Source organism: Butyrivibrio sp. AE2032, from assembly GCF_000702965.1.
Window position 1 is genome coordinate 62,282 of the sequence record NZ_JNLF01000009.1, and the last position, 14,901, is coordinate 77,182.

Annotated in this window: 13 protein-coding genes; all 13 read left to right on the plus strand. The window is 42.6% G+C overall.

Annotated features, from left to right (window positions below; genetic code table 11):
- The first annotated feature begins 44 nt into the window (after positions 1-44).
- The 13 genes from BO18_RS31560 to BO18_RS31620 all read left to right on the plus strand — a co-directional run bounded on the left by BO18_RS31560 (position 45) and on the right by BO18_RS31620 (position 14,815).
- Positions 45-1,319, plus strand: a complete 1,275-nt coding sequence (locus BO18_RS31560) for an IS110 family transposase (RefSeq protein WP_034444859.1) — start codon at positions 45-47, stop codon at positions 1,317-1,319.
- Positions 1,320-1,774: 455 nt separating this feature from the next.
- Positions 1,775-2,863, plus strand: coding sequence for an endonuclease/exonuclease/phosphatase family protein (locus tag BO18_RS31565; protein WP_034452990.1), 1,089 nt, complete (start codon positions 1,775-1,777; stop codon positions 2,861-2,863).
- 124 nt (positions 2,864-2,987) lie between these two features.
- Complete coding sequence (locus BO18_RS31570; protein ID WP_034452991.1) at positions 2,988-4,247, plus strand: 6-phosphofructokinase; 1,260 nt, start codon at positions 2,988-2,990, stop codon at positions 4,245-4,247.
- Positions 4,248-4,413: 166 nt separating this feature from the next.
- A complete protein-coding gene (locus tag BO18_RS31575; protein ID WP_034452992.1) occupies positions 4,414-4,692 on the plus strand; it encodes an HU family DNA-binding protein in 279 nt (92 codons plus the stop codon).
- 272 nt (positions 4,693-4,964) lie between these two features.
- Positions 4,965-6,518 carry a putative bifunctional diguanylate cyclase/phosphodiesterase gene (locus BO18_RS31580; protein WP_034452994.1) on the plus strand — a complete coding sequence of 518 codons (1,554 nt, stop codon included), beginning with the start codon at positions 4,965-4,967 and terminating at the stop codon, positions 6,516-6,518.
- 95 nt (positions 6,519-6,613) lie between these two features.
- Complete coding sequence (locus BO18_RS31585; RefSeq protein ID WP_034452995.1) at positions 6,614-8,137, plus strand: ABC transporter substrate-binding protein; 1,524 nt, start codon at positions 6,614-6,616, stop codon at positions 8,135-8,137.
- 25 nt (positions 8,138-8,162) lie between these two features.
- Positions 8,163-9,110: an ABC transporter permease gene (locus tag BO18_RS31590; RefSeq protein ID WP_034452997.1), complete on the plus strand. Its 948-nt coding sequence runs from the start codon at positions 8,163-8,165 to the stop codon at positions 9,108-9,110.
- A complete protein-coding gene (locus BO18_RS31595; protein ID WP_034452998.1) occupies positions 9,103-9,921 on the plus strand; it encodes an ABC transporter permease in 819 nt (272 codons plus the stop codon). The genes BO18_RS31590 and BO18_RS31595 overlap by 8 nt, the downstream gene beginning before the upstream one ends.
- Positions 9,912-10,736, plus strand: a complete 825-nt coding sequence (locus BO18_RS31600) for an ABC transporter ATP-binding protein (RefSeq protein ID WP_051689366.1) — start codon at positions 9,912-9,914, stop codon at positions 10,734-10,736. Before BO18_RS31595 ends, BO18_RS31600 begins: the two co-directional genes overlap by 10 nt.
- Positions 10,737-10,739: 3 nt before the next feature.
- Positions 10,740-11,495 carry an ABC transporter ATP-binding protein gene (locus BO18_RS31605; protein WP_034452999.1) on the plus strand — a complete coding sequence of 252 codons (756 nt, stop codon included), beginning with the start codon at positions 10,740-10,742 and terminating at the stop codon, positions 11,493-11,495.
- Positions 11,496-11,617: 122 nt separating this feature from the next.
- Positions 11,618-12,034, plus strand: coding sequence for a hypothetical protein (locus BO18_RS31610; RefSeq protein WP_034453000.1), 417 nt, complete (start codon positions 11,618-11,620; stop codon positions 12,032-12,034).
- 760 nt (positions 12,035-12,794) lie between these two features.
- The gene (locus BO18_RS31615; protein ID WP_034453001.1) at positions 12,795-13,724 is read left to right on the plus strand and encodes an ABC transporter permease; all 930 of its coding nucleotides are present in this window, start codon (positions 12,795-12,797) and stop codon (positions 13,722-13,724) included.
- A 32-nt stretch (positions 13,725-13,756) separates the two neighbouring features.
- Positions 13,757-14,815 carry an ABC transporter permease gene (locus BO18_RS31620; protein WP_034453002.1) on the plus strand — a complete coding sequence of 353 codons (1,059 nt, stop codon included), beginning with the start codon at positions 13,757-13,759 and terminating at the stop codon, positions 14,813-14,815.
- Positions 14,816-14,901 lie beyond the last annotated feature (86 nt).

The window sequence follows — 14,901 nt, forward strand, 5'->3', positions numbered from 1 at the left end:
TGGCGGATGAAAAAACATCTTATGCTAACCGGAGGTTTCTCAAAATGAATTTTACACAGAATGACAGACTTAAGCAAGTAACTGCAGATACACTGATTGTTGGGGTTGATGTTGGATCACAGACACATTTCTGTAGAGCGTTTGACTGGAGGGGATTTGAGCTATCCAGAAGAGTGTTTAAGTTTAGTAACGACCGAATGGGATTCCTTACATTCCTTCGATGGATTGAGGAACTCATGAATAAGACCGATATGAAGAAGGTCATTGTCGGCTGCGAGCCTACTGGTTGCTACTGGCTTACGTTTCAGAAGTTCTTACAGGACCATGATGTAAGGCTTGTAACAGTTAATCCATTTACTGTAAACAGAAGCAAAGAACTGGATGATAACAGCCCAGAAAAAAGTGACCTAAAGGATCCTAAAACAATTGCCATGCTGGTTAAAGAAGGAAGATATTCAACGTCTTATCTGCCGGAAGGTGTATATGCAGAGATCAGAGAAGCCTCTGTATGCAGAGACCAGATCATGAAGCAACATGTGCGTCTGTCAAACCAGATACAGGGATGGTTACAAAAATTCTTTCCTGAGTATCTGGATTGTTATTCCGATTGGGATTCAACAAGTGGACTTATGCTTTTAAAGAGTGCACCCCTTCCGCAGGATATCCTAAAAATCGGGGCAGGTGGAATCAATCAAATATGGCGTGATGCAAAGGTCCGTGCGGCAGGATTAAAGAGGGCTCAGACCCTGGTGGAAGCTGCACAGGAAAGTGTGGGGTTAGAAGCCGGTGAGGCTGCAAGACTCGAGATTTGGGTTCTTGTGAATGACTACATACTTAAGGCAGAACAGCTTAAAAGACTTGATGAATACCTGGAAGAAAAGATAAAAGAAGTACCAAATGTGGAGAAACTGCTCGCCATTAAAGGAGTAGGGATGAGTACTGTGATTGGCTTTGTTGCAGAGGTTGGTGATATCGGACGTTTCACAGACCCTAAGCAGATACAGAAGCTTGCAGGGCTAGAGATAGTCAAAAAGAGTTCTGGAAAGAAAAAAGGACAGCCAAGAATCAGTAAGAGGGGCAGAAGAAAGCTACGAAGAACAATGTATGAATCAGCTCGTGCACTGATGAACTGGAATCCTGCATTTCAAGATGTGTTCCTTTATTACAGGAATAGAACAAGAAATCCGCTTGGAGGAATGCAGGCAAAGATTGCAGTTGCATGTAAGGCTATCAGAGTGTTCTACGTAATACTACAGACAGGTTGTGACTTTGATGAAGAGAAGTTCCGAAGGGACATTATCAGACCGGAAGCAGCCTGACTCAAACAGCACATACTGTACCAGACAACGTCCGCCAAGAGTTCAATTGGTGCTGGATTACAGGAGTGCTCTCTATCAATGACAAAGCAGAGCGAAGCCGCTGAGACATAATTTATAGGGCAATGACCCTGATAAGGAGCAAAAGCGGCACCCCACTATGGGTAGGCTGGACGAAGGAATTTAGGACACTCCCACGGGAGTATGATCCTGTTAGACATGAGAGGTTAGCAGCCATAGGGAAGAATGGGACACAGATTCGCCTTCATAAAAAGGATGACGTTATCTTTCGTGCACCCTTCTGACTGGAAACACATATGCATTGTACCTGAAATGACATAGTTTTCGCCCATTATTTATTGCTTATCATTGTTTGTAACTTATTAACCAATTGCACAGAAGGCTTAAATGCTGGTTCTTTTGTGCAAAATATATAAGAAAGTATAGAGAGACTTTTTATGAAGAAGGTATTATGTGCTATTGGTGTTGCACTGGCAATGATCTTATTGGTTTGTGCAGGAATAATCGGATATCTTACAGTGGATGAATATTCTCCAAGACCTGTTGAGACCCTTGAAGTAGAAGGGGAGGGACATAAGACAGTTCCAAAGGATTCTACCATAAGAGTCATGTCCTGGAACCTGGGCTATGGAGCTCTTGGCGATAATGCGGATTTCTTTATGGACGGCGGAAAGATGGTCTACTCTGCTGATAAGGAAAGAGTCCTGGCCAATCTGAACATGGATATAGAGGCTATAGAAAAAGTCTCTCCTGATATCCTTATGTTTCAGGAAATGGACACAAATTCAGCCAGATCCCGTTTTGTGAATGAGCCCGAGTATATGGCAGAGCATAGTGACGCGGAGATTTTTGATGGTGCTTTTGCCTTTGCCTATAACTTCAAGGTTTCTTTTGTTCCGCTTCCTGTACCACCTATCGGTAAAGTTAATGCAGGACTTGGCTTTTTTACTGATTATGAAGTGACAAGTGCCGAAAGACTTGCACTTCCTTGTCCTTTTACGTGGCCACTTAGCACAATGAATCTCAAGAGATGTCTTCAGGAGGTAAGGATGCCTGTGGAGGGCACAGATAAGGAATTGGTTATCATAAACCTTCATCTGGAAGCCTATGACGACGGCGAAGGCAAGATTGCCCAGACCAGGGAATTAAAGGAAGTTATCAACAAGGAAATTGAAAAAGGAAATTATGTTGTAGCAGGTGGAGATTTCAACCAGATCTTTTCAAATGCTGACACCAGCAAATTCCCTATGCTGGATCGTAAGGATGCATGGATTCCAGGAACTATTGATGTTACAGAGTTTGGGAATGAAGTAACCTTCCTTACAGATACCGATGTTCCTTCCTGCAGATCTTTAGACAGGCCCTACGACACAGCAGAAAGTAAAGATCCGACGGATTTCCAGTACTATGTAATAGACGGACTTATTGTTTCCTCCAATATAGAAGTAGAGGAGATTCACACTGAAGATCTGGGCTTTGTTTCAAGTGATCACAATCCTATCGTCATGGATTTTAAATTGAAGTAATTATTCATTGCGGGGGCATTGAATATTTGCGATAGTTTTCGTGACACCACACGGTTTTTCGCTTATAATATTTTGTATGGGTTACGAAAACGTTTAAAAATTTTGAAAGGGGAATTTAGTAAAAATGGCACACAAGGCAAAACGTAATGTAATTGTTGGACAGTCGGGAGGACCAACAGCAGCTATCAATTCATCTCTTGCAGGTGTTTACAGGACTGCTATTGACCGTGGATACAAGAAGGTATATGGAATGATCCACGGCGTTCAGGGTCTTATGGAAGGCAGATATGTAGATCTTTCTGATCATATTCAGTCAGGCCTCGATATCGAGCTTCTTAAGAGAACTCCTTCTGCTTATCTTGGATCCTGCAGATACAAACTGCCTGAGATCTTTGAGAATAAGGACGTTTACGAGAAGATATTTGAGATTTTAGACAAGCTTGAAATTGACTGCTTCATCTACATTGGTGGTAATGACTCAATGGATACCATCAAGAAGCTTTCAGACTACGCCATTATTTCAGGCTCACAGATCAGATTTGTAGGATGCCCTAAGACAATCGATAACGATCTGGCTCTTACAGACCACACCCCTGGATATGGCTCAGCAGCTAAGTATATTGGAACATCAGTAAAAGAGATTATCAGAGACAGCTGGTCACTTGAGACCACCAGTGGACAGGTTATCATCGTAGAGGTTATGGGACGTAATGCCGGATGGCTTACAGGTGCCACAGCTCTTGCAAAGGGTGAGGACTGTGATGGACCTGATGCTATTTATCTCCCTGAGCTTCCTTTTGATATGGATGCATTCCTTAAGAAGATCAAATCCCTTCTTAAGAGCAAAGCTTCTGTAGTAGTAGCGGTTTCTGAGGGTATCAGAACAAAGGATGGCAAGTATATCAGTGAGCTTGGAAGCAGCATTGAGTATGTAGATGCTTTTGGACATAAGCAGCTTACAGGTACAGCAAGATACCTTTGCGACGTTGTTGCTAAGGAATGCGGATGCAAGACTCGTCCGATCGAGCTTTCAACTCTTCAGAGAGCAGCAAGCCACTGCGCTTCACGTGTTGATATCCTTGAGGCTTATGAGGTTGGTGGTGCAGCTATGAAGGCAGCTGATGAAGGTGACAGCGGAAAGATGGTTGTTATCGAGAGACTTTCCGATGATCCTTATCAGGCTGGAACAGAGGTTAAGGATGTTCATAAGATCGCTAACGACGAGCGTACCGTTCCAAGAGAGTGGATCAACAAGGACGGTACATATGTAACTAACGAATTTATTACATATGTAAGACCTCTTATCCAGGGTGATGTAGGACCTATCATGGTTGATGGTATCCCGAGGCATCTTTACAGACCTGGATTCCAGGACATTTTATGATATAGGGATTGCGAGAGTTTTTAACAGTGGAGAAATCCGAATATCATAAAAATTGTGAATTTGATTCAAGAAAATCGCTAAAAATCTGGATAAATTGTTGTTATGGTACTTAAAAAGTAGTAAAATAGGCAATGTAGTAAAAAAATTCTTTTCGGAGGAAAACCAAATGAATAAGACAGAACTTATCGATGCAATCGCAAAGGACGCTGGACTTTCCAAGAAGGATGCGGCTGCAGCACTGAACGCTTTCACAGACACAGTAACAAAGGAGCTTAAGAAGAAGGGCAAAGTTCAGCTCGTAGGTTTCGGAACATTTGAGACAACTAAGAGAGCAGCTAGAACAGGTAAGAACCCTCAGACTGGCGCAGCTATCAAGATCCCTGCATCTGTAGCACCTAAGTTCAAGGCTGGTAAGGCTCTTAAGGACCTTGTAAACAAGAAATAATTTTAGTTTTATGAATTAAAGAGCTGTCACACTTATGTGTGGCAGCTTTTTTGATGCCTATTAACATCAATATGATGATAAAATATAGTTGTATAACCAATAAAGTATCCTTAAAGTGCGGTAAATTGATTGAAATAATCATAAAAATAAAATAAAATTAAAGCATGACACTAGATAGAAGTTTTGAGAATTTTATACAGATATTATCTGAAGAAGAAGTGACTCCTGAGATTTCCCCAAGCGCTTTGGCGGATCTTTCCAAGGAGTTTTCTTTGCGTTCCATAGTTTCTGTTGTTTCCTACAGGCTTGATTCTGAAAGAGCCGGTGAACCGGATACCATAATACCGTTATTTGGCCCTGTTCCTGAGAATGAAAAGCCAACCTACAGATTCAAGAGCAACATGTCCGGGAAACGGACGGTTATATATAACATATATACTGTTGGCGACAAGAAGTGGACTGAAGAGGAGTATAAGTACTTTTCGCTTATCATGGACGTTCTTTCCTTCCATATGGAGAGATTTCTTTTGATAAGTGCTGTTAAGAACAGCGCTCTGACACAGTTCCTTACAGGGCTTCCCAATTCAGGTGGATACCTGGAGTTTGTGGGGCAAAAGCTTGGAACCGGTGAGATAATGAATTATGACGCCTTCTTTTTTAACCTCAAGAGCTATGGCCTTATAAGCAGGCGCTATGGCATTCAGGAAGGCGATGAGATAATGAAGCGCTACTCCAAAAAGCTTCGTGACTTCTGTGAGGAAAATGAGATAGTAGCCCACTTTGGCGGAGACAACTATGCTGCTCTCATCAAGAAGGACAGGACAAAGAAGTTCCTTAAGTTCATCTCTGCTGTCCCTGTTTATGGCATGAGGAAGGACAAAAGGGATGAGTTTACCATAGCTGCAGTTTCCGGAATTTATTCTGTAGATGAATCCATGAGCAGTCCCGGACAGGCAATCTCCAGAGCTGTAATGGCCTGTAATTATGCCAAGAACGTGGCAAATAAGCCTTATGTCTATGTTAATAAGGCAATGAGTACCAGAATTTACAGGCAGAAGCAGATCGAGGACAGATACGAGGAGGCCCTTGCAAGCGACGAGTTCAGGATCTACCTTCAGCCTAAGGTAGATATTGAAAGTGGCAGGATTGTGGGAGCCGAAGCTTTAGCAAGATGGTTCTGCAAAGGACTGGTGCTATATCCCACAGAGTTTATACCAATCCTGGAACAGGAGGGGATGGTAGCGTCCCTGGATCTGTATGTGCTTAAGAAGTCCTGTGAGTTTATCAAGGAATGGATCGACAACGGTATAAAGCCTGTGCCTGTATCCGTCAACTTCTCCAGACGAGACCTTAGTTACAAGGACCTGGCAAAAGAGATAACAAGTATAATCGACAGTTTCAATATAGACAGGAAGCTGATTCAGATAGAGGTTACAGAAACAGCCAGCGAGGATGAAAGGAAACAGATGACAGGCTTCCTTTCAAGACTCAAGGATGAAAACATCTCAACAGCTATCGATGATTTTGGAACCGGTTATTCCTCCCTTTCTACACTTAGGGATTTTCCTGTATCTGAGATTAAGATCGACAGGTCTTTTATCAATAATGATGAATTAAACAAGTCTGATGAGATAGTTCTTAAGAATATAATTGCTATGGCCAATGAGCTGGGAATCTCAGTGGTTTCTGAAGGTGTGGAAAGACCGGATCAGACTGCACTTCTTCAGTCTGTTGGCTGTCATGTGGCACAGGGATTTTTATATGACAATCCTATGCCAAAAAAAGATTTTGAGAAGAGACTTATCAAGGGGGTTTACGAGGAATAAACCCCCTTGACTTTTTCTTAACGAACCCGTATATTGATTCATGGACATGGGCCGTGAAAGCGGCTCAATAATTTAATATCGAGGAGGATTTTGACATGATTAAAAGAAGACCAGGCAGGAGGTTAGGCACGGCCCTCTTGATGATCGTGTTGACAACGCTGACTATTGCATTGAGCGGATGCTCAAGCGACAAGACAGGAGATGATTCTTCTACTCTTACTGTAGGAATACCTCAGGATATCGACAGTCTTGACCCCCACTATGCGACAGGGGCAGGAACGAAGGAGGTACTGTTTAACGTTTTCGAAGGACTCGTTAAACCTGACAAAGATGGTAATCTTAATCCTGCTGTAGCCAGCGAGTACACGGTCTCAGATGATCACACAGTTTACACTTTCACACTGAGAGACGGAATTAAGTTCCACGATGGAAGCGCTGTTACAGTAGAGGATATCAAATATTCTATTGACCGTAACCGCGGCGCTGATGGCAGTGAGCCACTTATCTCAGCATTTTCCAAGATCACTGATGTGAATATTGTAGATGACAAGCACGTAGAGATTGTACTTGCAGAAGCTGATTCAGACTTTATTGCACAGCTTACTGTAGCTATTATCCCTGCAAATAACCAGACACCGGAGACAACACCTATCGGAACCGGTCCTTACAAGTATGTTTCAAGCTCTCCACAGGAGAACGTGATCATGACAAGGTTTGATGATTACTGGGGACAGAAGGCATACATCAAGGACGTAACCTTCAAGGTTGAGGCAAATGCAGATGCTATCGTTATGGACCTTAACGGTGGTTCAATCGATATGTTCCCAAGACTTACATCCAACCAGGTTGCTCAGCTCTCTGAAGAGTTTCAGGTTTACGAAGGAACCATGAACCTTGTTCAGGCTCTTTACATCAACAACGCTGAGAAGCCTTTTGATGACGTAAGAGTTCGTCAGGCTCTCTGCTATGCCATCGACAGACAGGAGATCATGGACTACGTTTCAGATGGTGATGGAACACCAATCGGTAGCGCAATGTTCCCATCCTATGCTAAGTACTTCTTACCTGAGCTCAATGACACATACACCAAGGACATTGATAAGGCAAAAGAGCTTTTGGCAGAGGCTGGTTACCCAGATGGATTTGAGTTCACAATAACAGTTCCATCAAACTACACACAGCACGTGGATACAGCACAGGTCCTTTCCGAGGAACTTAAGGCTATCGGAGTTACAGCAAAGATCCAGGAAGTTGAGTGGAATACATGGCTTTCAGATGTTTACTCAGACAGAAAGTATCAGAGCACTGTAATCGGTGTTGATGCTTCAACCCTTTCAGCTTCTTCACTTCTTGCAAGATATGTATCAGATGCAGGAAGAAACTTTGTAAACTTCAACAGCGCAGATTACGATGCAGCCTACAAGAGCGCTGTAGAGACTTCTGATGATGCAGCTAAGACAGAGTTCTACAAGGAATGTGAGAGAATTCTTTCTAAGGAAGCTGCCAGTGTATACATCCAGGATCTTCCTGAGTATGTAGCACTTAATAAGAAATACACCGGATATGAGTTCTATCCTCTTTATGTACAGGATATTTCACTGATCAAGCCGGTTGAATAATTGATCTAAATGTGAGGATACGCATATGAAATACGCAATGAAAAAGTTACTGATGATGCTTGGTACTTTGCTTGTGGTTTCATTATGCGTATTTCTTGCTTTTTCGGTAATTCCCGGTGATCCGGCGCTTCGTAAGCTGGGAACCGAGGCATCTCCTGAACTTGTGGAGCAGATGAGACAGGAGATGGGGCTTAACGACCCTTTGATTGTCCGCTATGGCAGATGGTTTATCGCTTTTCTTGGCGGAGATTTTGGCATTTCCTATAACTACAGCACTCCTGTTAAGGAAATGATCGCAAACAAGATCCCTATCACACTTACTATGGCAATAATGGCCTTTCTTATGACTGTTCTTATTTCTTTTCCCCTTGGTATCATCACAGCCAAGCATGAGAACGGAATCCTGGACAGGACTATCCTGGTGATCAATCAGGTTATCATGGCTGTTCCGCCATTTTTCTCAGGTATCATTATCACTTTTGTGTTCGGACTTATCCTGAGACTCTTTACACCGGGAGGCTTTGTCTCCTACACCCAGAACTTTGGTAAATTCATTCGATATCTCTTTTTCCCATCTCTGGCAATCGCACTTCCCAAGATAGCTATGACAGTCAAGATGCTCAGGGGAAGTCTTATAGATGAGGCCTCTAAGGACTATGCAAGAACAGCCTATAGTAGAGGCAATAACACTAACGGCGTGCTGTACAGGCACGTTCTTAAGAACGCGCTTATTCCGGTCATCACGTTCCTGGGCATGGCTCTGGCAGACATGGTGGCAGGCAGTATCGTAATTGAGCAGGTATTTTCTATCCCCGGAATCAGCAGGATCCTTCTTACAAGTATCGGTAACAGAGATTATCCTGTTGTGGAAGCCATTATCATGGGCATTGCCATTATTGTAATGGTGGTTAATTTCCTGGTGGATATTATATATAGAATCGTAGATCCAAGGATCGGACTTGAAGATGAATAGATCGCAATTTAAAAGAAACTTAAGAGATAATCCATACCTTTTGGCAGGGATGATCATTACTGGCCTTGTGCTTTTGATGATCATTGTTGGTCTGTTTTGGACACCCTATGACACTACGGCCATGAATTCGTCAGAAAAGCTCCAGGGCATTTCCCTTCGCCATATTATGGGTACGGATAACATGGGAAGGGATGTGTTCAGCCGTGTTATGTACGGAAGCAGGATAACCCTTCTTATTGCCATTGGAACTGTCTTTATAGGAGCAGGACTTGGCACTATCATCGGCGCAGTCACAGGGTACTTTGGAGGAATGCTGGATGAGGTTGTTATGAGAGTAGTTGACGCCCTTTTTGCTTTTCCAAGTATTCTCCTGGCTCTGGTTATTGTGTCTGTGTTTGGAACCGGATGGATACAGCTTCTTATTTCACTGGGAATTGCCTTTATGCCAAGCTTTGCCAGGATAGTAAGGGGTGAGGTCCTTCGCTGCAAAAATATGGACTACGTGGAAAACGCAAGACTTCAAGGGGTATCTAACCTTCGAATGATCTTTGTACATATCCTTCCCAACATAAAGGGAGTTCTTGCGTCCTCAATACTTATCGGATTTAACAATGCAGTTCTTGCCGAGGCAGGTCTTTCCTACCTGGGAGTTGGATCACAGCCTCCCTATGCCAGCCTTGGAAAGATGCTTTCAGATGCACAGCAGTATATGTTCACAACCCCAAGCTACGTGCTCTGTCCAGGTATTGTCATCGTTTTGATGGTTTTGGGCTTTGCGTTTCTTGGAGAGGGGATAAGCAGATGGAAATGAGCAGCAACGATATTATCCTTGACGTAACAGATCTTCATATAGAATTTCATGACCATGACAAGCCTGAAGTGGCTGTTGAGGATTTCGACCTGATGCTTGGAAAGGGTGAAATTGTCGGAATTGTTGGCGAGTCCGGAAGAGGAAAGAGCATGAGTGCTCTGGCAATCGCAGGTCTTCTTAACAGAAAGAGCCTTACAAAAAGCGGAAGGATCATGTTTGACGGCACTGACCTTCTTACCTGTGACCGTAAGACTTTGAGGTCCTATCAGGGAGATGAGATATCCATTATCTTCCAGGAGCCTATGACAAGTCTAAACCCGGTTAAGAGGATAGGCTGGCAGGTGGAAGAACCTCTTTTCATCCATCATCAGGAAATCCCCAAGGAGGAACGGAAGAAAAGAGCTATAGGAATGCTGAAGGCAGTTGGTCTTGATAAGGCTGAAGATGTTTACAACATGTATCCCCATGAACTCTCCGGTGGAATGAGACAGAGAGTTATGATCGCTGCAGCTATGATAGGAGGCCCTAAGATACTGATTGCAGACGAGCCCACAACAGCTCTTGATGTTACGGTCCAGGCTCAGATTGTTGAACTTCTTAAGAAGCTTAATAAAGAGATGCATACTTCCATAATCTTTATTTCCCATGACCTGAGCCTTGTGAATCAGCTTTGTCAGAGGGTTATTGTTATGCAGCAGGGTAATATTGTGGAGTCCGGAAGAACCTCAGAAGTATTTGCAAATCCCAGGGATCCTTACACCAAGAAGCTTATTGCAGCTATTCCCAAGATAGACCTTTCAGATGACAGGGACTAATTTATGAGTGAAGAAATGGTTTTAAGAGTTAATGATCTGAATGTCTTTTACAAGAACAGGAAGAGAAAGCTCTTTTCAAAAAAGAATAAGAAAATACAGGCTCTTTTCGATGTGAATCTGACTATGGAAGAGGGAGAAGTACTGGCAATTGCAGGAGAATCCGGAAGTGGAAAGTCAACTCTTGCAAGGGCTATTGTCGGCATTAACAAGGACTACCAGGGGCAGATCTGGCAGAAGTATGACAGACCTCAGATGGTTTTCCAGGATCCATACAGTTCCCTTAATCCTGCCAAAAAGATAGGCTGGCTTCTTGCTGAGCCTCTTCGCGTGGACAAGGATCGTAAGTGGACCAAAGAGGAGATTGACCAGAGGGTAAAAGAGATAATGGAGGAGATCGAGCTTCCTCTTAGTATGCTGGATCGATATCCTGCGCAGCTCTCAGGAGGACAGAGGCAGCGTGTGTGCATCGGAATGGCACTTATGAGATCTCCTAAGCTTCTTATTGCGGATGAGCCGGTATCGGCGCTGGATGTTACCATTCAGGCCCAGATTCTTGAGCTTTTGGAGAATCTCCATAAGAAGCATGGCATTTCAATTATCTTTATCTCCCATGATCTTAGGGTGGTCTATCAGATCAGTGATCACGTGCTTATCATGAAGGATGGCAGGGTTGTGGAGCAGGGACCTACAAGGCAGGTCTACAAAAATCCAAAGCATGATTACACAAAGCAGCTCTTAAAGGCCGCTGGAATCGCATAATAGCTAAAAAATCTTAAATTTCCTACATTTTATATAGGATGTTTAGGATTTTTTTATTATAATTAGCTTAAGAAGCGGGATTTTAGTGCCGATAAATTCACTGTAGAAAGGAGGATACTATTATGGCATTAAATATTAATGGCGGATTTACACCCGGTTACAATGCGTATAATATTCCCTCTGTCAAAGACAATACACAGATAAATCCCGCTGCAGAGCAGATTAAAGAAAATATACAGGAAGCCCCCAAGGTCCAGGAAGAGAGCAAAGCCTTTGATCTAACCGTTGAAGTTCCTGCCAGAGAAAATGCTTCAATTGAGAACGTAGCTATTTCTTTTGGACAATATGATTCTTCTTCAATAGATCTTTTTGCTGATATGGGACTGGCGTCCAGAGATATGAAACAGGCTATATCTGGAATGCAGAAGGATCAGATTCTTCATCAGTATCAGTACTTTGTAGGAGGAAAGGATCTGACAGGCAAGGAAAGCAACATCATTGCCGGAACAGATGATGGCGTAGTAATTAAGCTCGACTGATAGCTTTATAGACAATAAGAAAACCACCTGCTTTTGCAGGTGGTATTTTTTTGGGAGGAGGGGTTGCCTAGTGGGGAACCAGACAACCCGTGTATGAAAAAAAGTATTGTTGGGGGTTCAGAAGTTTTGTCCTTCTGATGAAATTATAGTAACGGATAAATTTAGACAAATTATGTCAGAACTCTAAAAGAAATATAACCTATTATAAAAAAAGTTAATCATACTTATAAAATAAAAATATATATCCCTATAACGCAAAAACACCCACGAGGGGACGTGAGTGCCTGCGATTTTCTTATGAGGGGGAGAAAGTGATTCGGTTATGCATCCCAGTGGACGGGATGGTAGTTCAAACCTTGTTGCATCACTAACTTGACTTTTATTCTAGCACCTAATTGTGTTCAAAAAGTGAACAATTCAAACATTTTTGTGGTTATTCTGTGAACAAAATCTGCGTACATTTTTCTTTGGAATGTCTTCGTGGGGCGGACAAGTGTCTTTTGTGGGGGAATTCTTGATGTATATTAATCAGTTGTAGCGATTTTATCGTGTAATACTTGACATAAAGTAATCTGGATTTTACACTAAACAAGGTTGAACAAGTGCAATGACGTACGGCATTCGCATGTATGTGATTGCATTTTTTTTGCTGTAATTTAATGATTTAGTGAGGTAAAGCATTAACGCTTTTATGCTTTTAAGGGTTGATACGTCACTATCTCATTTTATTAGATAATTTTTTATACAGGTTGGAGAAGCTATGAATACTAAGACACTAATGTACATTGTAAAGAGAATACTGCTTGCAATTGTTACGATTTGGGTAGTTATCACAGTTACCTTCTTTGTAATGCACGCAGTTCCGGGCGGTCCTTTCATTGGTGAGAAGGCTGTCAGCGAGTCAGTTATGGCTGCCATGGAGGCTAAGTACGGACTGGATAAGCCTCTTGGAGTACAGTATCTGACATATCTTAGTGATGTTGTTACAAAGTTTGATTTTGGACCATCACTTAAGCAGAAAGGTAGAACTGTTAACAGCATCATTTTTGATGGTATGAAGACCTCTGCTAAGCTTGGACTTATTGCTGCAGTTATCGCATTGATCTGCGGAATCATTCTTGGATCAGTTGCTGCACTTAGAAGAAACAGAATAATTGACCGAGTGATCATGATCATTACAACTGCATTCGTGTCGATGCCTTCATTTATTATGGGATCTCTTTTGCTTATAGCATTTGCTATTAACCTTAAGTGGTTCCCTGCTAACGGAGCATCCAAGAACGGACTTGTACTTCCTATAATTACATTGTCACTTTACCCTATGGCCTATATTACAAGGCTTACAAGATCATCAATGCTTGAGGTTCTTGGTCAGGACTACATCAGAACCGCTAAGGCTAAGGGTGTATCAGGATGGAAGATAATCTTTGGACATGCACTGAAGAATTCTCTTATTCCTGTAATCACATATTTCGGACCTATGCTTGCTGGTATTGTTACAGGTTCCCTGGTTGTTGAGCAGATCTTTGCTGTTCCCGGAATCGGACGTGCCTTCGTAAACAGTATCACAGGTCGTGATTATCCTCTGATCATGGGTACTACCATTGTTCTTGCAACACTTATTGTCATCATGAACCTTCTTGGTGACATCCTTTACAAGGTAGTAGATCCACGTATCACACTTGAATAAGCTCATTATTAGAAATAGGAGAGAGAATTGCAATGGATATAACAAAGTTAAGCGCCCAGGTTAATATGGATGATTTCATTCCTGCAACCGACGAAGAAAAAGAATATATGGTGCAGATGCGCCCATCATCTACATTCTTTAAGGATTCCGTAAAGAGACTTCTTAAGAATAAGGTTGCGACGGTTTGCTTCTTTATAATAATCATTATTGCTCTTGCAGCAATCTTCATTCCGATGTTCTGGCCATATTCCTATGACAGCATGCTTGGAATGACACCTGGTAAGCCTGTAGATAACAGCTTTAAGGACCTTAGACCTTTTGAATATGGTAAGTCAGAGCTCAAGAGGATCGAAGCAGGTGAGACAGTTATCCCTCACATTTTCGGAACAGATTCTCAGGGCCGTGACTACTTTATCAGAGTGGTATACGGAACACGTATTTCACTGGCAGTTGGTTTCTTTGCCAGCCTTATCGTTCTTGTTATCGGTATGACTATCGGTTCAGTAGCAGGTTATGCCGGAGGAGCTGTGGACCTTGTCATAATGCGAATAGTCGATATCATATATTCGCTACCGGACATGCTTATGGTTATCCTTCTTTCATCAGTACTTAAGGTGGTCATGGAAGGTGCACTGGACGGAACGGTACTATCAAAGATCGGTTCCAATATCATAAGTTTGTTCATAGTATTTGGTGTTCTTTACTGGGTATCAATGGCGCGTCTCATAAGAGGACAGATCCTTTCACTTCGTGAGCAGGAGTACGTTCTTGCTGCTGAGGCTGCCGGAGCAAGAGGTAAGTGGATCATCTTAAAGCACCTGATCCCTAACTGCTTCTCAGTTATCATCATTTCAACAGCTCTTCAGATCCCTAGTGCGATCTTTACTGAGAGTTACCTGTCCTTCCTTGGACTTGGTGTTAACGCACCTATGCCATCACTGGGCTCTCTTGCATCAGATGCCCTTAATGGTATTTCATCATATCCATACAGACTGATCATTCCTGCAATTGTTATTTCACTGATAGTTCTTTCACTTAACCTGTTTGGTGACGGACTTCGTGATGCGTTTGATCCTAAGCTGGATACCTAAGCATGCTTAGGTATGGTTATGCACACTCGCGCGATTGGAAGTTGTTGCCTATGGCAACCGCGCTCGGCGCATGGATTTCTCAAGAG